This window comes from Bradyrhizobium sp. STM 3557, assembly GCF_045571465.1.
Lineage (GTDB): Bacteria > Pseudomonadota > Alphaproteobacteria > Rhizobiales > Xanthobacteraceae > Bradyrhizobium.
The window spans coordinates 7,598,773-7,619,430 of the sequence record NZ_CP120697.1; the positions used below are offsets into that span (position 1 = coordinate 7,598,773).

Below are 20,658 nucleotides of genomic sequence, written 5' to 3' on the forward strand. Positions count from 1 at the left end.
GAGATATTTCATGCGCGACCAGGTCAAGCAGGCACCGCTGATCGACATCAAGAGCGTCAGCCGGCTGTTTCCCAAGGGCAGCGGCGAGGATCTCCTCGTGCTGGAGAAGGTAGATCTGTCGATCCGCGCCGGCGAGATCGTCGGCCTGCTCGGCCGCTCCGGCTCCGGCAAGTCGACCTTGCTACGCATCATCGCTGGTCTCGTTTCGCCGTCATCGGGCGAAGCGACATGCCGCGGCGAGGCCATCGCAGGTCCGCCCGACGGCGTCGCCATGGTGTTCCAGTCGTTCGCGCTGTTTCCCTGGCTCACGGTGCTGCAGAACGTCGAGCTCGGGCTGGAGGCGCTTGGCATCGACAGCGCCGAGCGGCGCAAGCGCGCGCTGGCCGCGATCGACCTGATCGGCCTCGATGGCTTCGAATCGGCCTATCCGAAGGAGCTGTCCGGCGGCATGCGCCAGCGCGTCGGCTTCGCCCGCGCGCTGGTGGTGCATCCCGACCTCCTGCTGATGGACGAGCCGTTCTCCGCGCTCGACGTGCTCACCGCCGAGACGCTGCGCACCGATCTCGTCGACCTCTGGATCGATGGACGGCTACCGATCAAGTCGGTGCTGATGGTGACGCACAACATCGAGGAGGCGGTGTTGATGTGCGATCGCATCCTGGTGTTCTCCTCGAACCCCGGCCGCGTCGCCGCCGAGTTCAAGGTCGACCTCGCCCATCCGCGCAACCGGCTCGATCCCGCGTTCCGCCAACTCGTCGACAGCCTCTATGCCCGCATGACCCAGCGGCCCGAGCCGAAGGCGCCGAGCGCCGAAGGAGCGCCTGGCCCTGGCGTTGGCATGGTGTTGAGCCATGTCGGGTCGAACTCGATCTCCGGCCTGATCGAAACGCTGGCGGGCGAGCCCTATAATGGCCACGCCGATTTGCCGGTGCTGGCAGGCCATCTGCAGCTCGAGGTCGACGAGATCTTCCCGCTGGCGGAAGCGCTGCAGCTCTTGCGCTTCGCCCAGCTCAGCGAGGGCGATCTCAATCTCACCGAGGCCGGCAAGCGCTTCGCGCATCTGGAAACCGACGAGCGCAAGAAGCTGTTCGCCCAGCACCTGACCGAGAACGTGCCGCTGATCGGTCTGATCCGGCGCGTGCTCGACGATCGGCCCTCGCACACCGCGCCCGCTGCGCGATTCCGCATCGAGCTCGAGGACTACATGTCCGAGCAATATGCCGACGAGACTTTGGAGACGATCGTCTCCTGGGGCCGCTATGCCGAGCTGTTCGCCTATGACGAGCAGTCGGAGACATTCAGTCTGGAGAACCCGCACTGATATCGGCTGGGGTATCGGCGCCGCTCCATCCTCAACTGTCGTCCCGGGCAAGCGAGCAAAGCGAGCGCCGATCCGGGACCCATACGCCGCGGCCGTGCTGTGAGGCAATCGGGCCGATACCTTACCTGCTAACTACCGCCTGTGATTATGGGTCCCGGGTCTGCGCTGCGCTTGCCCGGGACGACAGCGGAGTGTGGGGCGCCGGCTCTCGTCGACTACATCACCGGCGCGAACGTGTCCGGCCGCGCCATCGCCCAGGCGTCTCGGTAGCGGACGTCCTCGGTACCTTCGAGCAATTCACCCGGCCGCAGCGGCGGATAGAGCTTTGCGAAGGTCGACACCTCCGTGGTCGAGGTGCGCTGCGAGAAATGGATCGGCCGCAGATCCTGCGGATGCTCGAGGCCGGCAGCCGCGATCAGCTCGGTCAGCGCGTGCAACGTCGCGGTGTGATAGTTGTAGACGCGCTCGAGCTTGTGCGGCACCACCAGCGCGCGGCTGCGCGTGGGGTCCTGGGTCGTGACGCCGGTCGGACAGCGGTCGGTGTGACAGCTCAAGGACTGGATGCAGCCGAGTGCGAACATGAAGCCGCGCGCCGAATTGCACCAGTCGGCGCCGATCGACATCGCCCGCGCCATGTCGAAGGCGGTCGCGATCTTGCCAGAGGCGCCGATCTTGATGCGGTCGCGGATGTTCAGGCCGACCAGCGCGTTGTGCACGAAGCTGACGCCCTCGCGCATCGGCATGCCCAAATGGTCCATGAACTCCAGCGGCGCCGCGCCGGTGCCGCCCTCATTGCCATCGACCACGATGAAATCGGGATAGATGCCCGTCTCCAGCATCGCCTTGCAGATCGCCAGGAATTCCCAGGAGTGGCCGATGCAAAGCTTGAACCCGGCCGGCTTGCCGCCGGAGAGGCGTCGCATCTCGCCGATGAACTGCATCATTCCGATCGGCGTTGAAAAAGCGCGATGCGCGGCCGGCGAGATGCAGTCCTCGCCCATCGCGACGCCGCGGATCTTGGAGATCTCTGCCGAGACTTTCGCAGCCGGCAGCACGCCGCCATGGCCGGGCTTCGCCCCCTGGCTCATCTTGAGCTCGACCATCTTGATCTGGTCCAGGCTCGCGACCCGCGCGAACGCCTCCGGATCGAAGCTGCCGTCACGGTGCCGGCAGCCGAAATAGCCGGAGCCGATCTCCCAGATGATGTCGCCGCCCATTTCGGCATGATAGGGGCTGAAGCCGCCCTCGCCGGTGTCATGCGCGAAGCCGCCCTTCTTGGCGCCGCCATTGAGCGCGCGCACCGCGTTGGGGCTGAGCGCGCCGAAGCTCATCGCCGAGATGTTGAACACGGAGGCCGAATAGGGCTTGGCGCAATCGGGCCCGCCGATCGTGATCCGGAATTTCTCCTTCGCATGCGGCTTCGGCGCTACCGAGTGGTGCAGCCACTCATAGCCGTCGCGATAGACGTCCTCCTGAGTGCCGAATGGGCGCTTGTCGAGCACCATCTTGGCACGCTGATAGACCACGGCGCGGGTGTCGCGCGAGAACGGCATGCCGTCCTTCTCGCTCTCGAAGAAATACTGCCGCATCTCGGGGCGGATCTCTTCGAACAGGAAGCGCATATGCGCAGCGATCGGATAGTTGCGCAGCACCGCGTGGCTCTGCTGCGTCAGATCGCGGATGCCGAGCAGCGTGAGCCCGCCGAAGATCAGAAGCGGCGCCAGCAGAAAATCGAACACCTTGTGGTCGAAGATCCCGAGAATCAACAATAGGGCCGTCACGACAGCGCAGATCGTCAGCACGATGAAGCGTGGCGAAAACGGAAGCAGCAGCGTTTCCATGACATCCCCCGAGCGAAGGCCATCGACAGCCTCCCGATAACGGAGGCCGCACGATGGACCGGCGTCGCAGACCTGATCTATCCGGTACTATCCGGGGCCGCGGTCATGGGTATGACAGGGCCATTCGGACAAACGCTATCCAATCTTGCCGCGAGGAATCAATCCAGCAGGAAGGCTTCCCTGGATTTTGCGGCGCAAAGCCAGCCATGCCGGCGTTCGAATTGGGAAAGTCGACCCGCTCGCTGCCAGCGCTCACGCCTCCGTGAAAAGTCCGGCATGCATCTCTCGAAGCTGCCGCTTCAAGAGCTTGCCGCTCGGATTCTTCGGCAGCGCCTCGACGAAGACGATGCGTTTGGGCGTCTTGAACGAAGCCAGCCGGGACTGCACCTCGCTCAGCACCTGCGCCTCGGTCAGCGCGCAGCCGGGCTTGACCACGATGACCGCCACCACCGCCTCGACCCAGCGCGGATGCGGCAGGCCGATCACGGCGACCTCGGAGACTTCCGGGATCAAATAGAGCGCCTCCTCGACCTCGCGGCTGGCGACGTTCTCGCCGCCGGTCTTGATCATGTCCTTCTTGCGATCGACGATGGTGATGTAGCCCTCGGCGTCGATGGTGGCGAGGTCGCCGGAATGAAACCAGCCGCCATGGAAGGCCGCTTGCGTGCGTTCGTCATCGTGGAAATAGCCGAGCATCAGATGCGGCGAGCGATGCACCACCTCGCCGACGACGCCAGGCGGCACGTCGTTCATGGCATCGTCGACCACGCGCGTCTCGACATTGAGCACGGCGCGGCCGCAGGAGCCCGGCTTGCGCAACTGGTCGTCGGGTCCGAGCATGGTCGCCAGCGGCGCGATCTCGGTCTGGCCGTAGAGATTCCACAGCCGCACCTCCGGCAGCCGCTGCTTGAGCTCGCGCAGCACCTCGACCGGCATGATCGAGGCGCCGTAATAGCCCTTGCGCAAGGACGAGAGATCGGTGCGGTCGAACAGTGGCGAGCGCAGCAGCGAGATCCACACGGTCGGCGGCGCGAAGAACGAGGTGATGCGGAATTTCGCGATCAGCGGCAGCAGATTGTCGGGCGCAGGGGACGCCGTGATGATGTTGGTGCCGCCGACATAGATCGAGGGACCGAAGAACACATCGAGCTGGGCGCAGTGATAGAGCGGCAGTGCATTGAGCGCGACGTCATGAGATGCGATCTCGGCATCCACGACGCAGCTGACATATTGCGAGATCACCGCATCGTGGGTCAGCATCGCGCCCTTCGGCAGCGATTCCGTACCCGAGGTGTAGACGATCTGCGCCAGATCAGTGCCGTCGAGCGCGACTGCGGGAAGCTCGTCGGTCGACGACGCGAGCGCGGCAAAATCGATCATGTCGCCCTGGCGCTCGCTCGGCGCCTCCGACGGCAGCCAGATCAGTTGCTCGATCGCGGGCACCAGCGCTGCGGCCCCGCGTGCGAGCGGCGCAAGGCCGGTGTCGGTGGCGAGCATGCGCGCGCCGGCATGGCGCAGGATGTAGGCGACCTCCTCGGCCTTGAGCATGAAGTTGATCGGCACCAGCACCGCCCCTAGCCGCGCCAGTGCGAAGCGCAGCGCCACGAAGGCATGGGAGTTGCGAGCGAGAATGGCGAGGCGCTCACCCTTGGTGATGCCGCGCGCGGCAAGGCCGGCCGCCAGGCGGTCGACGATGCCGTGAAATTCCGCGTAGGACCACCCGGTATCGCCGCAGACCACCGCGAGCTTGTCGGGATTGCGCGCCGCGCTCCGGCGCAGGAGGTCACCGAGCGTCTGCCGCCGAACGATGGAATCCATGGCGTTCCCCCTCTTGATGCCTGTCGAGCCTTCGGCCCTAGCTTTGGAGACAAGCGTAGAGTCTGAGGAAACAGGGTCAAGGGGCACGAAGAGTAGCCCGGGTGAGCGCAGCGATACCCGGGTCGGTCTTGCCGCCTGACAACCCGCATGTCGCTCACGCTCATGCGCGCGACGATAGCTGGACGGGAGGAGCAGGACTGCGCGAGCCACGAATGAAAAACGCCTCCTCTCGTCCGAGAGGAAGCGTTGCGGCGTAAGCGGTATATTTGGATCAGGGCTCGCGAGGAGCGAAGCGATCAGCGCTCGACGAAGGCCTTCTCGATCACGAAATGGCCCGGCGTGTTGCCGCTGCCTTCGGCGAAGCCGCCGGATTCGAACATGGTCTTGAGTTCTTCCAGCATCGCCGGGCTGCCGCACATCATGATGCGGTCGGTCTCGATGTTGAGCGGCGGCTGGCCGAGATCGTTGAACAGCTGCTCGGAGGAGATCAGGTCGGTGATGCGGCCACGGTTGCGGAACGGCTCGCGGGTCACGGTCGGATAATAGGCGAGCTTCTCGGAGAGCAGCGGCCCGAACAGCTCGTCCTCGCGCAGCTTCTCGACCACGGTCTCGCCATAGGCGAGCTCGGCGACCTGACGGCAGCCATGGACCAGCACGATCTGCTCGAACCGATCATAGACGTCGGGGTCCTTGATCAGGCTCGCGAACGGCGCAAGGCCCGTGCCGGTGGACAGGAGAAGCAGTCGGCTACCGGGGAGCAGATTGTCCGTGATCAGCGTTCCCGTGGCCTTGCGGCCGACCAGGATCGTGTCGCCTTCCTTGATCTTCTGCAGGCGGGAGGTCAGTGGACCGTCCTGCACCTTAATGCTGAAGAATTCCAGCTCCTCCTCGTGATTGGCGCTGGCCATGCTGTAGGCACGCAGCAGCGGCCGGCCCTCGACCTCGAGGCCGATCATGGCGAACTGCCCGTTCTGGAAACGGAAACCGGCGTCGCGGGTGGAACGGAAGGAGAAGAGGGTGTCGGTCCAGTGCTGGACAGAAAGAACTTTCTCTCGATAGAACGCGCTCATGTCGTTTGTTTTTTCGCTCTGGCCAAAGTTGAAAGAAACATCTCGTCTTGAGCAGGGACAGCAGAAAGCCCTGTTCTGTCTCGCGAATTTCGCGTCTGATGTACGCGAAAACGAGAGATAATCAACCCGCGGCAGTGCACAATTGATCACGATCAAATGCATGCCGATTTGGGATCATTCCAGGTTCGAAAGAAGGTCGTTTGTATACGAACGATTTCCCGCAATTTACTTGCCGAAACCCTGCTGGTCCAGCATTTAAATTCCGTAGGCGCGGCCCAATCCTTGAGCAATGATTAACGGTCAACGGCTCCTCGTCGAGATCATCAAGCGCTATTGCAGCGAGCGCGGGATCGCGCTGGATATTCGCGCCGACGGCTGGCTGCTGGTTCTGGACCGCGGCGGCCGGCGCCGCCGGGTCCTGGGTTACGATCTCGGCCTCAACAGCTCGGTGGCGCACCGCATCGCCTGCGATAAATCCGCGACCGCCGAGCTGCTGGCGCTGTCAGGCATCGCCTGCGTCCCGCACGCCTTCTTCCTCGGCCCGCAGCCGGGACCGCGCGCACCGCTGGCGCCGATGCTCAGGCTGCTCGACGCGCATCCCGAAGGCCTCGTGATCAAGCCCAACGAGGGCACGTCGGGCCGCCTGGTGTTCCGGGCGACCACGCGCGAGGGCCTGGCGCGCGCCGTCGATGCGATCTTCGCGGCGAACATGAATCTCGCGATCGCCCCCTATCTGTCCATCGATGAGGAGGTCCGTGTCGTGCTGCTCGATGGCGCGCCGCAGACGGTTTATGCCAAGCAGCGGATCGCCGTCGTCGGTAACGGCCGGCAAACTTTCCGCGAGCTCGCGCTCGCCGCCACGCCGCGGGAGCGGCATGTCGAGCTGATCGACAATCTGCGCAGCGAGACCGACGACAGCGATCTCGATGCGATCGTCCCCTCGGGCACGCAGCGATTGCTGAACTGGCGCCACAATCTGGAATTCGGCGCGGAAGCGACGCTGCTCAAGGATGGCGAGAGCCGTGATGCCTGTGTGGCGCTGGCGATCGCCGCCGCCGACGCGCTCGGCATCCGTTTCGCATCCGTCGACCTCGTGCGCGCGCATGATCGCTGGCAGGTGCTCGAGATCAATTCCGGCGTGGTCATGGAGCAACTCGGCCGCCGGCATCCGGAGCTGGTCGATGCGATCTATACGGCGGCGCTGGACCGGGTGTTCGAAGGCGCGACCTGATGGCCGTGGTCACCGGCGAAGCGAAGCACATCGCTCTTCTCTCTCCTCTCATTCCGGGGGCGCGCCTGAGGCGCGCGAGCCCGGAATGGCGATCTGCGCAGCGATCTCTCACATCGCGCGTCGGACTCGCGCTTGTGCCCGTCGGGCGAATCAAATGCGCAAGTTAAGCTCTCGAAGGCGCAAAAGCGTACACAAGACTCTCTGAAAGCGCCTGCGCCGACAAACCAATATTGCGAGCGGTTTCAACGCGAAGAGCACGATCCCCGCCTTCTGACGAAATATTTCTATTTCTTTTTTTCGGAATTCGTGATTGTGTATCCGTATCCCGCCTCGACGAGAGGGGCGTATCGCGATCGTCACGACACGCGAGGCGGTGATGCGGTGGACGTGAAGCGTCGCAGCGCTCATGCGCCGACGAACGACGCATTCACGGACGGTGAAGTCGTGTGGTCCTGGCATCCCGGTGCTGATGCCAAGTGAGCGATGCTTATGACGAGCATGGCGCGCGACGGGGGCAAGAACGCCGGTCCCCGAGGAGATCACGTATAAACCGGTAACCCATTCGCGCAGGGAGGGCCGGATGTTTGGCTCGTACCTGTGGTTCTGCCGCGTGCTTTTTTGCTGCACGCGGACCATGGGTGCGACCTGCACCCGGCCTTCCCTGCGCCCTCTCGTTTCAGGAGGGACATGACCGTTGCATCACTCGGGCGCACCGCGCCGCGAGAAGGCGGATGTGCGTCTGCTGTTTGACAGGTTGAACTAATCAATGCGGACGGCGCAGAAATGTGCAACCGCCGCATCCACGCATTCCGCTGTCGTCCCTGCGAACGCAGGGACCCATAACCACCATCGCAAATTGGGTTGGGCATGTTTCGACGTATGTGCCCTACCGCACGGCCGCAGCGCGTATGGGTCCCGGCTCTGCGCGTCGACAGCGCTATCGCGCTGCAATGCTTGGCCGGGACGACAGTGGAATTGGCCGCGGCCGATGGTGGGCGAGCCCAGCAGTGACGATCCTCAATTATTCGCGCCGGGGCTGTCGTCGAGCACGTGGAAGGCTTCCTCGAGCTGCGGCGAGATCGCGACGTTGAGCTTCTCGCCGGTCGGCAGCCGGCCGACGAACCACTTGTTGTAGAGCGGAATCAGATCGTGGTTGGAGCCGAGCTTACGGAAGGCGCGTTCGACAACGGCGGCGAGCTGCGGCTCGCCCTTGCGGAACATGATGCCGTAGGGATCGTAGGACAAATAATCGCCGGTGACGCGAAATCTGTCCTGCGACTTGTGCCGCGCGATCAGGCCATAGAGCAGAATGTCGTCGGTCGCGAACGCATCGGCCTTGCCGTCCACCAGCATCTGATAGGACTGCTCGTGATCGCCGGCGGTGACGATGTTAAGGCCAAGCGAGAACTTCTTGTCGGCATTGTGCATCGCCTGCTCGTTGGTGGTGCCCTTGGTCACCACCACGGTCTTGCCCTTCAGGTCGGTCACCGACGTGATCCCGGAGCCCTTCGGCACCATCAGCTTGGTGCCGGCGACGAACATCAGCGGCGAGAACGCGACCTGCTTGGCGCGCTCCGCATTGGCGGTGGTCGAGCCGCATTCGAGATCGATCTTGCCTTGCAGCACGGCAGCGATGCGGTCGTCGGACGTCACCTTGACATAGTCGATGCGCAAGGCAGGATCATCGATCTCGACGCCGATCTCGTCGACAACGGCTTCGCAGAGTTCGAGGCTGTAGCCGATCGGCCGGCCCGCCTGATCGAGGAACGAGAACGGCGGCGAGCTCTCGCGATAGCCGAGATGCACGACGTGGCGCGCCTTGATCGTGGCCAGCGTCGGAGAGAGCCCTTCGTCGCTGCCCTGCGCGGCGGCGACGGAGGGCGGAAAGCAGAGAACCAGCAGCAATCCAAGGCTGGCGAGCGGCCTGCTTGCGAACTGGCCCATCTGCGACTCCCGTCAGTGACCGGCCATGGCAGGGACCTCGCCCGGCACCATGCCAGGCGGCACCACGTCGCTCGGACCCAGCGCATGCTCGGGGCCGAGCTCGCCTTCCCACTTCGCGACGACGGAGGTCGCCAGCGTGTTGCCGATCACGTTGGTGGCGCTGCGGCCCATGTCGAGGAAGGTGTCGATGCCCATGATCATCAACAAGCCGGCTTCGGGGATGTTGAACTGCGACAGGGTGGAGGCAATGACGACCAGCGATGCGCGAGGTACGCCGGCCACTCCCTTGGAGGTGACCATCAAGGTCGCGAGCATCGCGAGCTGGGTGCCGAGCGACATGTCGATCTTGTAGGTCTGGGCGATGAAGATCGACGCGAAGGTGCAGTACATCATCGTGCCGTCGAGATTGAAGGAATAGCCGAGCGGCAGGACGAAGCTGGAGATCCGCGACGAGGCGCCGAACCGGTTCAGCCCCTCCAGCGTTTTCGGATAGGCGGCCTCCGAGCTCGCGGTCGAGAACGCGATCATCAGGGGCTCGCGGATCAGCTTCAACAGATGGCTGTAGCGCGGGCCGATCACGACGAAGCCGACCACGACCAGGATGGCCCAGAGAATGAACAGCGAGAAGTAGAAGCCGCCCATGAACACGATGAGCTTCCACAGCACCGCAAGCCCGTTCTTGGCCACGGTCGCGGTGATCGCGGCCCACACCGCGACCGGCGCGAACAGCATCACATAGCTCGTCACCTTCAGCATGATATGAGCGACATCGTCGATCAGCGACAGCAGCTGCTTCGAGCGCTCCGGCAAGGCGCCCATCGCGACCGAGAAGAACACCGCGAAGATCACGATCTGCAGGATCTCATTCTGCGCCATCGCGTCCGCGATCGAGGTCGGAATCAGATGCGTGAGGAATTTCTCGACCGAGAATGCCGAGACCGGCAGGCCGGTCGACTGGCTCTTGTCCGGCAGCGTGCCCGGGAAGTTGGCACCGGGCTGCAGCAGGTTCACCATCACGAGGCCGAGCAGCAGCGAGACGAAGGAGGCGCTGATGAACCAGCCCATGGTTTTCGCGAAGATGCGGCCGAGCTTGGCGCCCGAGCCCATATGCGCGATGCCGCCGACCAGCGTGGCGAACACCAGCGGCGCGATGATCATCTTGATCAGCCGCAGGAACAGCATGGCGATCAGGTTGATGTCGTTGCCGAGCTCGACCCGGCTGTCCGGCATCAGGTTGAAGATCAAGGTCCCCATCACGATGCCCAGCACCATCGCAATCAGGATGTACTGCGTGAACCTGTTCGACATACTGTCTCCCCTCCAAGCTCCCCGGCTGGTCGAGTGTGGCAGATTTTGACAAGGGTGCAACATGCCACACCCCAAGGGTGCAATTTCCGCGGATGATTTTGCGTGGCGCAGCGCACAATCTGTGCAAATGATTGCTTTGCGGGCCCGCAGCTGCATCACTAGCCGGCAGGATCGATCCACTAACAAGGGAGGAAACACGATGAGTGCCACCATCAACCGCCAGATTCTGTTGGCTGAGAAACCGAGCGGGAAACTCACGCCGGACCATTTCCGCATGGTCGAGGGCGCGATCCCCGAGCCAAAGGACGGAGAGGTGCTGCTGCGCGTGCGCTACATCTCGCTTGACGCTGCCAACCGTGCCTGGATGCAGGGCGCGACCTATCGATCCGCGGTGGAGGCCAACAGCGTGATGGCGGGCGGTGGCCTCGCCGAGGTCGTCGCGACGAAGTCGCCGGGCCTCGCAGTCGGCGACATCGTGTTCGGCGACACGGGTTGGCAGGACTATGCAGCCGTCCCGGCGAAGCATCTCACCAAGCTGACGCAGGTCGAGCCGATGACACATCTGCTCAGCGTCTATGGCGTCGCTGGGCTGACCGCCTATTTCGGCCTGCTCGAGATCGGCAAGCCGAAGGCTGGCGACACCATCGTGGTGTCGGCCGCGGCCGGCTCAGTCGGCTCGATCGTCGGCCAAATCGCGAAGATCAAAGGCTGCCGCGTCGTCGGCATTGCCGGCGGCAAGCAGAAGTGCGACTGGCTGACATCGGAGCTCGGCTTCGACGCTGCCGTCGACTACAAGGACGGCGTGTTGTTCAAGACGCTCAAGGCGGCAGCCCCCGATGGCATTGACGTCTATTTCGACAATGTCGGGGGCGATATCTTGGAGGCGTGCCTGCCGCAGATGAAGAATTATGGCCGCATCGTCTGCTGCGGCGCGGTCTCGCAATATGACGGTGCACCGTCGCCGCACGGTCCGCGCGGGCTTCCCGGGCTGATCGTGGTGAAGCGCCTCGTCATGCAGGGCTTCATCGTCACGGACTTTATGGCTCGGCGCGACCAGGCAGTCGCCGACCTGCTCAGCTGGGTGTCGTCCGGTCGGCTGAAGGTGCAGGAGGACATCATCGATGGCCTGGAGAACACGCCGCGGGCGCTGATCGGACTGCTCGCGGGCGAGAACCGGGGCAAACGCATGGTCAGAGTCTGATCGAGGCCTCGCAAGGGAGAATGCGCGTGCGTATCGCGGTGCTTGGCGGCGGTCCGGGCGGACTCTATTTCGCTTATCTGTGGAAGCTAAGACATCCCGACGCCGCGGTCCAGGTGTTCGAGCAGAACCCGCGCGATGCGACCTGGGGCTTCGGTGTGGTGTTCTCGGAGCAGGCCCTGGAGTTCCTGCGCGCCGACGATTCCGAGACTGTCGATGCGATCACGCCGCGGATGGAGAGCTGGCGCAACATTACGCTGAACCTGCACGGGCAAAGCGTCGAGATCGACGGCGTCGGCTTCTCCGCAATCGGCCGGCTGGAGCTGCTGGGCATCCTGCAATCTCGCGCGGCTGCCACCGGAGTCGTCGCCCATCACGGAACGCCTGTGCAATCGCTCGATCAACTCGCCGGCTATCATCTGATCGTCGCGGCCGACGGGCTGAACTCGCTGGTGCGCCGCGCGCATGAGAGCGATTTCGGCACCTCTGTGAGCTATTCCAGCAACAGGTTCGCCTGGTACGGCACCACGAAGACGTTCCCGACGCTGTCCCAGACATTCGTCGGGACTGACCGCGGTACGTTCAATGCACATCACTACCGCTATACGCGTGGCATGAGCACGTTCCTGGTGGAATGCGATGATACGACCTGGCAGGCCTATGACTTTGCGAACCGCACCGTCGAGGAATCCAAGACGATTTGCGAGCAGGTGTTTTCCGCAACGCTCGACGGTCATCCGCTGATCTCGAACCGCTCCGTGTGGCGCAACTTTCCATGGGTATGGAATGAGCGCTGGTCGCGCGAGAATATGGTGCTGATCGGCGATGCATTGCATACGGCGCATTTTTCGATCGGCTCCGGCACGCGGCTGGCGATCGAGGACGCGCTCGCGCTCGTCAAGGCGCTGGAGATGGAGAGCACGCTTCGCGACGGCCTCGCGCGCTACCAGGCCGAGCGAGAACCGGTCTTGACCAAGCTCGTGCGCGCTGCACGCGCCAGCGGCGACTGGTATGAGCACTTCCCGACCCACATGAGGTTGGGCCTGATGGACTTCGCCTATAGCTACATCACCCGCTCGGGCCGGATCGACGATGCGCGGCTACGCGCCATGTCGCCGCACTTCATGGCGCGCTACGATGCATCGAAAGCGGCGCGCCGGCATGAGTAGTTCACTCGGCGTCGCTCTGCCGCTCCGGCGCGGCCTCAGTGAAGGCTGGCATCGCCTTGGCAGCAAGCTCGGCTTCCAGGAGCCGCGGGAAGGCAGATACGTCGACACTGAAGCGACGCGCATTGCCGAGCTGCGGCACGAGGCAGAGATCGGCCAATGTCGGCGCAGCGCCGAAGGAGAATGGCCCCGGCTCGTGCTTGATCAAGGCTTCGCAGGCACTGAGGCCTTCGCGATTGGCCCAGGCCGCCCAGGCCGTGACCTCCTCCTCGGGATGGCCGAGCTCGCGCAGCCGGTTCAGCACCTTCAGGTTCTGCACCGGATGGGTGTCGCAGGCGAGCACCTGGGCGAAGGCTCGGACCTTGGCCCGCGCCAGCGGCTCTCGCGGGAGCAGCGGCGGGTCGGGGTGGGTTTCATCGAGCCATTCGATGATTGCGAGCGACTGGGTGATGACTGTGCCCTCGGCCTCCAGCGCCGGCACAAAACCCTGCGGATTGAGCGCGAGATAGCTGGGGGCGCGCTGCTCGCCCTTGCGAAGGTGATGGGTGAGATGATCCGCGCGGAGGCCCTTCAGGTTGAGCGCGATCCGGACGCGATAGGACGCGGCACTGCGGAAATAGCCGTGCAGCTTCATCGGGCTCCTCCCCCGTGTTGGTTGAAATTGACGTTAGCGACATCGGCCGTATACGGTCAATCAACAACAAGATCGGAGGAGGCGCTAAATGGCAGCCGTTTCGACGCCCGAGCGCGAGGCATTCTACAAGAAGATCGACGGCGAGAACCTGACCGCGCTGTGGACCGTGATGAGCGATCTCATCACGCCGGAACCGAAGAGCGCCTGTCGCCCGCACCTCTGGCAATTCGCCGCGATTCGCAACTACATGATGGAGGCCGGCCAGCTGATCACGGCCAAGGAGGCCGAGCGGCGGGTGCTGATCCTGGAGAATCCGGGTCTGCGCGGACAATCCAAGATCACGACCTCGCTCTACGCCGGCATCCAGATGGTGATCCCAGGCGACATCGCGCCGGCGCATCGGCACAGCCAATCGGCGTTGCGCTTCGTGCTCGGGGGCAAGGGCGCCTTCACCACCGTCGACGGCGAGCGCACGGTGATGCAGCCAGGCGATTTCGTCATCACGCCATCGATGGCCTGGCACGACCACGGCAACGAAACATCCGAGCCGATGTTCTGGCTCGACGGTCTCGACATTCCGCTGGTGCAGTTCCTCGATGCCTCCTTCGCGGAAGGCGCACGCGACGACCAGCAGAAGGTCGCACGTCCCGCCGGCGACAGCTTCGCGCGCTACGGCCACAATCTGCTGCCGGTCGGCACCAAGCGAGGCGCGAGGACCTCGCCGATCTTCAACTATCCCTATGCCCACACCCGCGAAGCGCTGGAGCAGGCGCGGCGGCGCGACGAATGGGATCCCTGCCACGGGCTCAAGCTGAAATTTTCCAATCCAGAGACCGGCGACTACGCGATGCCGACGATCGGCACCTTCATCCAGCTGCTGCCGAACGGTTTCTCCACCGCACGTTATCGATCGACCGACGCCACCGTGTTCGCCGCGATCGAAGGGCGCGGCCGAACGCGAATTGGGGAGCAGGTGTTCGAATGGGGCCCCCGCGACCTGTTCGTAGTGCCGAGCTGGCACTGGGTCACCCATGAAGCCGATGAGGATGCCGTGCTGTTCTCGTTTTCCGACCGGCCGGTGCAGGAGAAGCTCGACCTGTTCCGTGAGGACCGAGGGAATGCGTGAATGGTCATTCGCTCGCAATGACGGGATGGCTATCACCGCCAATGCAGCAGCCGCGCTTCCAGGAGGCCGATCAGCTTGCCGACCGCGAGCCCGAACAGCGACACGATCACGACTCCGGCAAGCAACTGGTCGGTCTGCATCAGATTGCCGGCCTGCAGCACGAAGGCGCCAATGCCATATTCGGCGCCGATCATCTCGGCGGAGACCACGAGCAGCAGCGCAATGGACGCAGTGATGCGAAATCCGGCGAGGATCGACGGCAAGGCGCCCGGCCAGATCACGCGGCGTACAATCGTAGTGAACGGCACGCCAAAGCTCTGCGCCATACGGATCAGGTTGCGCGGCACCGCGTCGACGCCGCTGTAGACCGAGATCGCGGTCGAGAAGAACACGCCGAGCGCGATGGTGGCGATCTTCGGCTCTTCGCCGATCCCGAGCCACAGGATCAGCAGCGGCAGCAGAGCGATCTTTGGGATTGGGAACAGCGCCGAGATGAAGGTAATGCCGACGCTGCGGGCGATGCGCGACAGGCCAATGGCAAAGCCCACCGCGATGCCGGCGGCGGTGCCGAGCATCCAGCCGATGCCGATCCGCATGACGGAGGCGGCCAGATGCTGCCACAGCGCGCCCGACAGCGCGAGCTGATAGAGCGCTTTGCCGATCGCAAGCGGCGGCGGCAGGAACAGCGGATTGACCAGCGACAGGCTGCCTGCGATCTGCCACAGCACCAGGATGGTCGCGAGGGCGATCCAGCCGGCATGGCGATTGGCGCTGGGTGTGAAGCCTGCACCGCGAAAGGCCACCGGCCGCGGCGCGCCGCCTGTATCCGCTGCAGGCTCCTGCTTTGCCGGCGCGCGCTCAAGCATCCTGCACCTCGCGCTCGGCATCAACCGCCTCGCCGCGGATCAGCGCCCACAGATCGTTCTGCAGTTGCAATAGTTGCTCACGGGCAGCCGTATCGCCGCGATCGCTGCGCGGCAACGGCATCGTCACGATCTCGCGAATACGCCCCGGCCGCCGCGACAGCACGACGATGCGATCGGCGAGCCGCACCGCCTCTTCGAGATTATGGGTCACATAGACCGCGCCCATGGTGCGGTCCGCGAGCAGACCGATGAAATCCTCCATCAGCAGCTCGCGGGTCTGCGAGTCCAATGCCGACAGCGGCTCGTCCATCAACAGGATCGCGGGCCTGACCGCGAGTGCCCGTGCGATGCCGACGCGCTGGCGCATGCCGCCGGACAATTGCTTCGGATAGGCAGTGCGGAAATCGGTTAGTCCAGTGCGGCGCAACGCATCGTCGACCGAGATGCGCCGCTCCTGCGCTGATAGCGGCGTGTGCAGCAGCGGGAACGCCACGTTGTCCTCCACCGTCGACCAGGGCAGCAGCGCGAAATCCTGGAACACGAAGGTCAGCGGATTGAGGCTGTCGGCCGGCGGCGCGCTACGCAACTTGGCGCCGCCCGCGCTGGGCAGCAGTAGGCCGCCGAGGATCGACAGCAGCGTGCTCTTGCCGCAACCCGAGGGGCCAACGATCGCGACCACCTCGCCGGCGCTTACCGTGAACGACACACCATCCAGCACGTCGAGTGCGCCGAAGCGGTGGCTGATATGGTCGGCGATCAGGTCCATTACGAAGAGGCCCCTACCGTCTACTGCGCTAATCCGGCTTCACATAGTCCTTGGCGATGATGCTCTCGGCATCATAGCCCTTATCTGCAAAACCCTGGGCCTGCAGCCATTTGATCTGGTTGTCGACATTCTTGATGTCGAGCTTGCCGTCCGGATCGATAAAGGCGCAATTCCCGACCACCTGCTCGACCGGCAGGTTGGTGTATTTGGCGATGATCTCGAGCAGCGGCCTGGTATTCTCGTTGATGGCGGCGTTCCCGTCCTTCACCGAGGCCAGAATGACATCGTGATATTCGCGGTCGGCGCGCTCCAATGCGCCCAGCAGCTTGGTCACCAGCGCCTTGTTGGCGAGCGTCTTCGGCGAGGCGAACACGGCGCCGAGCTGCCACGGCGTCTCGTCGCCGACCCAGCCGAGCAGCTTCGCGCCGCCATCATCCATCAGCTTGCGCGCGGTGGAGACCGGCAGCAGCGCCGCGTCGACCGTCTCGCCTTTCAGCGCGGCAGCAGCATTCGACAGCGACTGCAGCGGCACGATCTTCACGTCGGACAGCTTGAAGCCGTATTTGTCGGCGAGCAGGCCCAGCGAATAATGGAAGCTGGAACCGACCTGGGTCACCGCGATGCGTTTGCCGGCCAGATCTTTCGGCATCCTCAGTCCGGCTTCATAGGCTTTGTTGCTGGCGAAATAGCCGATCAGCGGATAGCCCGCCTTCTCGCGGCTCATGCCGCCGATCACCTTCAAGGTGCCCTTGCCGGCGAGATTGTAGAGACCGGCGGTGAAGGCCGTGACGCCGAAATCGACGTCGCCGGAGGTGGTCGCGGCCGCGATCGGCTGCGCCGCGTCGAAGAATTTCAGCTCGATGTCGAGCCCGGCCTCGCGGAAATAGCCCTTGTCCTGCGCGATGAAAACCGGCGCCGACGACGACAGGCGCAGCACACCGATTTTGGCCTTCAGCGGCTCGTCGGCGCGTGCGGTCGCCATCGCGGTCAAGGTCAGACATGCCGCCATCACGAGGCGAACGCAGCGGATCATGAGAATGTCCTCCGGCGAATTGAACTCTACGGGCGCAGCGCGCACCTCCAGGTCACGCCGATGAAGGCGCCCCGCGCACGCAGCCCTTGTTGCAACTTTCGGCCGCGATGTCGCGTGGAATCGTGTTACCCGACGATTGCAATGCGGCCAAGGCCTTGCGAGCAACACGCCAATCGCCGCCGGCGATGCAGGCCGGCGGTTGTCTCTTCCAATCGTCGCTGCATCCCACCTGGAACAACCGTCCAGGGACCGATGGCCCCGACCGCGTAACGAATTGTCACGCGGTTTCCATGACGCTGCGGCCTCAGGCCGCCGTCCGGATCGTCTTCAGGAAGTCGGCGACATTGCCCTTCAGCGATACCGCCTGCTCCTGCAGCGCGGCAGCGACCGCAAGGGCGGCCTCCGCACCGGCGTCGGTCTCGCCCGCGACCGCCCGGACATCGACGATCTCGCGGCTGACCGCCGCGGTGCCGCTCGCGGCCTCCTCGACGTTGCGCGCGATCTCGCCGGTCGCCGCACCCTGCTGCTCGACGGCCGAGGCGATGGCATTTGAGATCTCCGCCATCTCGCGCACCGTGGCGTCGAATTGCGAGATTGCCGTAACGGTCTCGCCGGTCGCGCTCTGGATGGTCGCAATCTGGCTGGCAATCTGCTCGGTCGCCTGCGCGGTCTGCGAGGCCAGATTCTTCACCTCGCTGGCAACGATGGCAAAGCCCTTGCCGGCGTCGCCCGCACGCGCGGCCTCAATGGTCGCGTTCAGCGCCAGCAGATTGGTCTGGCTGGCGATCGCCTGGATCAGCTGAATGATGGTGCCGATCTTCTCGGCCGCGCTCGACAGGCCGTGCACCAGCTCGGAGGTCCGCTGCGTCTCGTGCGTCGCACGGTTGGACACCGTGACCGAACGCTGCACCTGGGTCGAGATCTCGCGAATGGAAGCAGCCAGCTCCTGCGTTGCGGACGCCACCGTCTGCACGTTGACCGAGGCCTGCTCGGCACGGTTGGCGACCGCTTCCGCGAGGCCGCGGCCGCGCTCGGCGACCTTCGCCAGGTCGCCTGCGCTGCGGCCCATGTCCTCGGCACGACCGCCAACGCCGGCGATCACGCCCTGCATGCCCTGCTCGAAGCGGCCGGCAAGCTCGGTCATCATGCGAACGCGGTCAGCTTCCGCCGCCTCGCGCTGCGCAGCGGCCTCCTGCTCCATGCGCCGCACCGCCAGCGCGTTGTCGCGGAACACCTCGACGGCGCGGGCCATGCGGCCGATCTCGTCGCGCGATTCTCCGCCCGGGATCGGCTGGTCGAGCTCGCCGGCAGCGAGCGACTGCATGCGGTCGGTCATGCTACGAATCGGGCCGGAGACGCTGGCGCCGATCAGCCAGGCCAGCACGATGCCGAGCACCAGCGCAAAGGCCGCGCTATAGATCACGGTCTGCCGCGTATCGGCCACCGCAAGCGCCGTCTTGTCGCCCTGCTCGGCACGTACCGTGCCAAGCCGCTGATTGATCTTGGCGACCTGCTCCTCGATCGCGGTGCTGGCTTTGGCCAGCTCGGCCTGCTTGGCGCGCAGCTCGCCCGCCACCTTGATCACGTCCTCGAGCGCCGCCGTGTCCGCGGTCAGCTCGGTCTTGAGATGCGCGAGCAGCGCCTTCATCTTGGGCTCGTTGACGGAAGCGATCTCGGCCTCGGTCGCGGCAACGACCACCAGGGTATTGGCCAGCGTCTGCTTGGCGTCAGCGGCGTCCGCGGTCGACAGGGTCGCGCCAAAGCGCATCACCGACACGCGGACCCCGTCCACGGCCGGGGCCAACCGCAGCGGCTGGAACAAGCGCTCGGGATCGGCACGGTTGGCCAGCGCGACCTGGATCGCGGCGGCATCGAGGCCCGCGGTCGCGCCATGCGCATCGGTCTTGACCGTGGCAGCGCGCAGCCGGTCGACGGCATCGGCTGCGGCCGTGAACGATGCACGATAGGTCGCGAGCGCCGCGCGGACCGGCTCGATGCCCTGGGCGATCGCTTGCAGCTTGCCATACTGCTGCTCGACCTGATCGCTGAGCTTGCTGACATTGTCGATGGCCTTCGCCGCGGCCTCCTTGTCGCCGACATTCCAGGTGCGGATGAACTTCTCCACCGCGCCGTTGGCCCCGAGCAGTGCACCGCGCACCTGCGACATGCCGGCGTCGCCCGCCGCACTGGTGACGAGTTCGTTGATAGTGCCGCCGATGCGCTCGACTTGCATCATGGCGAAGCCGGCGAGCAGAACGAGAAAGCTCAGGACCAGCGCGAAGCCGCCGAAAATTCGCGGCCGAATTCCGACCGAAGACATCAGGGAAGATAGTTTCATGGGGCTGCCAGCAATTTCTAGAGCGAGGGTTGGTTAGCGGGTCGAACGGATGGCGGCGATCAGCTCCTTGCCGAATCGCTTCTCGAATTCGGGATCGAGCGACTTGACTGCGTCGGCAAAGGCCTGGCGGTCGACATTCTCGACCACCTCCATGCCAGCCGCGCGCAGCTCCTTGAGCTTGGCCGCATCGGTCTGCTCGCGCCATGTGGCTTCGGCGCCGGCCTTCGCCGCCGCAACCAGAGCCTCCTGCTCGGCGGGGCTGAGCTGCTGGTACATGGCACGGTTGGCGACAAAGACCCACGGCGTGAAGAAATGACCGGTCAAGGTGAGGTGTTTCTGGACCTCATCGAAATGGTTGTCCGAGATGATGGTCAACGGGTTCTCTTCACCGTCGAGCCGTCCGTCCTTCAACGCGCCGTAGACCAGGGTGAAGTCCATCGGCACAACCTTGGCTCCCAGCGCCTGGAATGCCATCTTGTAGGTCTCGTTCGGAATCACGCGCATCGTGAGGCCCTTGACGTCGTCGGGCGTCCGGATCGCGCGCCTCGAATTGGTCATGTGCCGGAAGCCCTGCTTGCCGAGTGCCAGCAGCACCAGGCCCTTGTCGGCGAATTTCTCGGCGATCTTGGCGACGACCGGGCCCTGCATCACCGCTTTGGCATGCGCCTCATCCCGAAACAGGAACGGGATGTCGAACACGCTGAGTTCGGGAACGCCGGAGCTGACCACGCCACCGTTCACGACGGCGACGTCCAGCGAGCCGCTTTTGACCGCTTCGAAGATGACGTTCGCGCCACCGAGCGCATTGCCTGCTCGCGCATCGACGATGAACGGCCTGCCTGACGAGGAGTCGAGCTTCTGGCGAAACTCCTCCGGAGCGGCAGCAACCGAGATCATGCGCGGCGAGCCCGCCGCCGAATGCAGGGTCGCAAGCAGCGATGCTGCAATCAGGATCGTTGCCGAGTTGGATCGCATCAGCTCGCGCATATTTCTCTCGT

17 protein-coding genes are annotated in these 20,658 nt (G+C 64.5%); 6 read left to right on the forward strand and 11 right to left on the reverse strand.

Annotated features, from left to right (window positions below; genetic code table 11):
• Positions 1–10: 10 nt before the first annotated feature.
• Positions 11–1,321 (forward strand): AAA-associated domain-containing protein, encoded by a 1,311-nt coding sequence (locus P6U24_RS35100; RefSeq protein ID WP_407156947.1) that lies wholly within the window; start codon positions 11–13, stop codon positions 1,319–1,321.
• 215 nt (positions 1,322–1,536) lie between these two features.
• On the opposite strand, the gene P6U24_RS35105 is transcribed toward P6U24_RS35100, so the two are convergent.
• The 3 genes from P6U24_RS35105 to P6U24_RS35115 form a co-directional block, all read right to left on the reverse strand.
• A complete protein-coding gene (locus P6U24_RS35105; protein WP_407156948.1) occupies positions 1,537–3,162 on the reverse strand; it encodes an FMN-binding glutamate synthase family protein in 1,626 nt (541 codons plus the stop codon).
• A gap of 252 nt (positions 3,163–3,414) precedes the next feature.
• On the reverse strand, positions 3,415–4,980 hold the full coding sequence (locus P6U24_RS35110; protein ID WP_407156949.1) for an acyl-CoA synthetase: 1,566 nt from the start codon (positions 4,978–4,980) through the stop codon (positions 3,415–3,417).
• Between the two features lie 296 nt (positions 4,981–5,276).
• Positions 5,277–6,050 carry a ferredoxin--NADP reductase gene (locus P6U24_RS35115; protein ID WP_407156950.1) on the reverse strand — a complete coding sequence of 258 codons (774 nt, stop codon included), beginning with the start codon at positions 6,048–6,050 and terminating at the stop codon, positions 5,277–5,279.
• A 289-nt stretch (positions 6,051–6,339) separates the two neighbouring features.
• Here P6U24_RS35115 and P6U24_RS35120 point away from each other — a divergent pair, with 289 nt between their 5' ends.
• The gene (locus P6U24_RS35120; protein WP_407156951.1) at positions 6,340–7,281 is read left to right on the forward strand and encodes a RimK family alpha-L-glutamate ligase; all 942 of its coding nucleotides are present in this window, start codon (positions 6,340–6,342) and stop codon (positions 7,279–7,281) included.
• Positions 7,282–7,413: 132 nt separating this feature from the next.
• Positions 7,414–7,761: a hypothetical protein gene (locus tag P6U24_RS35125; protein WP_407156952.1), complete on the forward strand. Its 348-nt coding sequence runs from the start codon at positions 7,414–7,416 to the stop codon at positions 7,759–7,761.
• A 537-nt stretch (positions 7,762–8,298) separates the two neighbouring features.
• Here P6U24_RS35125 and P6U24_RS35130 read toward each other — a convergent pair.
• Positions 8,299–9,225, reverse strand: a complete 927-nt coding sequence (locus P6U24_RS35130; RefSeq protein ID WP_407156953.1) for an amino acid ABC transporter substrate-binding protein — start codon at positions 9,223–9,225, stop codon at positions 8,299–8,301.
• 12 nt (positions 9,226–9,237) lie between these two features.
• The gene (locus P6U24_RS35135; protein ID WP_407156954.1) at positions 9,238–10,533 is read right to left on the reverse strand and encodes a dicarboxylate/amino acid:cation symporter; all 1,296 of its coding nucleotides are present in this window, start codon (positions 10,531–10,533) and stop codon (positions 9,238–9,240) included.
• A gap of 199 nt (positions 10,534–10,732) precedes the next feature.
• On the opposite strand from P6U24_RS35135, the gene P6U24_RS35140 reads away from it, so the two are divergent.
• Entirely contained in the window at positions 10,733–11,734 is a 1,002-nt protein-coding gene (locus tag P6U24_RS35140; RefSeq protein WP_407156955.1) for an NADP-dependent oxidoreductase, read from the forward strand.
• 26 nt (positions 11,735–11,760) lie between these two features.
• On the forward strand, positions 11,761–12,900 hold the full coding sequence (locus P6U24_RS35145) for an FAD-dependent monooxygenase (RefSeq protein WP_407156956.1): 1,140 nt from the start codon (positions 11,761–11,763) through the stop codon (positions 12,898–12,900).
• A 1-nt stretch (position 12,901) separates the two neighbouring features.
• On the opposite strand, the gene maiA is transcribed toward P6U24_RS35145, so the two are convergent.
• Entirely contained in the window at positions 12,902–13,531 is a 630-nt protein-coding gene (gene maiA, locus P6U24_RS35150) for a maleylacetoacetate isomerase (RefSeq protein WP_407156957.1), read from the reverse strand.
• 88 nt (positions 13,532–13,619) lie between these two features.
• On the opposite strand from maiA, the gene gtdA reads away from it, so the two are divergent.
• Complete coding sequence (gene gtdA, locus P6U24_RS35155) at positions 13,620–14,657, forward strand: gentisate 1,2-dioxygenase (protein ID WP_407156958.1); 1,038 nt, start codon at positions 13,620–13,622, stop codon at positions 14,655–14,657.
• Positions 14,658–14,689: 32 nt separating this feature from the next.
• On the opposite strand, the gene P6U24_RS35160 is transcribed toward gtdA, so the two are convergent.
• The 5 genes from P6U24_RS35160 to P6U24_RS35180 all read right to left on the reverse strand — a co-directional run bounded on the left by P6U24_RS35160 (position 14,690) and on the right by P6U24_RS35180 (position 20,647).
• Complete coding sequence (locus P6U24_RS35160) at positions 14,690–15,523, reverse strand: ABC transporter permease (RefSeq protein WP_407156959.1); 834 nt, start codon at positions 15,521–15,523, stop codon at positions 14,690–14,692.
• Positions 15,516–16,289 (reverse strand): ABC transporter ATP-binding protein, encoded by a 774-nt coding sequence (locus P6U24_RS35165; RefSeq protein WP_407156960.1) that lies wholly within the window; start codon positions 16,287–16,289, stop codon positions 15,516–15,518. The genes P6U24_RS35160 and P6U24_RS35165 overlap by 8 nt, the downstream gene beginning before the upstream one ends.
• A 28-nt stretch (positions 16,290–16,317) precedes the next feature.
• A complete protein-coding gene (locus tag P6U24_RS35170) occupies positions 16,318–17,322 on the reverse strand; it encodes an ABC transporter substrate-binding protein (RefSeq protein ID WP_407156961.1) in 1,005 nt (334 codons plus the stop codon).
• A 304-nt stretch (positions 17,323–17,626) separates the two neighbouring features.
• Positions 17,627–19,660 (reverse strand): methyl-accepting chemotaxis protein, encoded by a 2,034-nt coding sequence (locus tag P6U24_RS35175; RefSeq protein WP_407156962.1) that lies wholly within the window; start codon positions 19,658–19,660, stop codon positions 17,627–17,629.
• A 33-nt stretch (positions 19,661–19,693) separates the two neighbouring features.
• Positions 19,694–20,647 (reverse strand): TRAP transporter substrate-binding protein, encoded by a 954-nt coding sequence (locus P6U24_RS35180; RefSeq protein WP_407156963.1) that lies wholly within the window; start codon positions 20,645–20,647, stop codon positions 19,694–19,696.
• Positions 20,648–20,658: the final 11 nt, after the last annotated feature.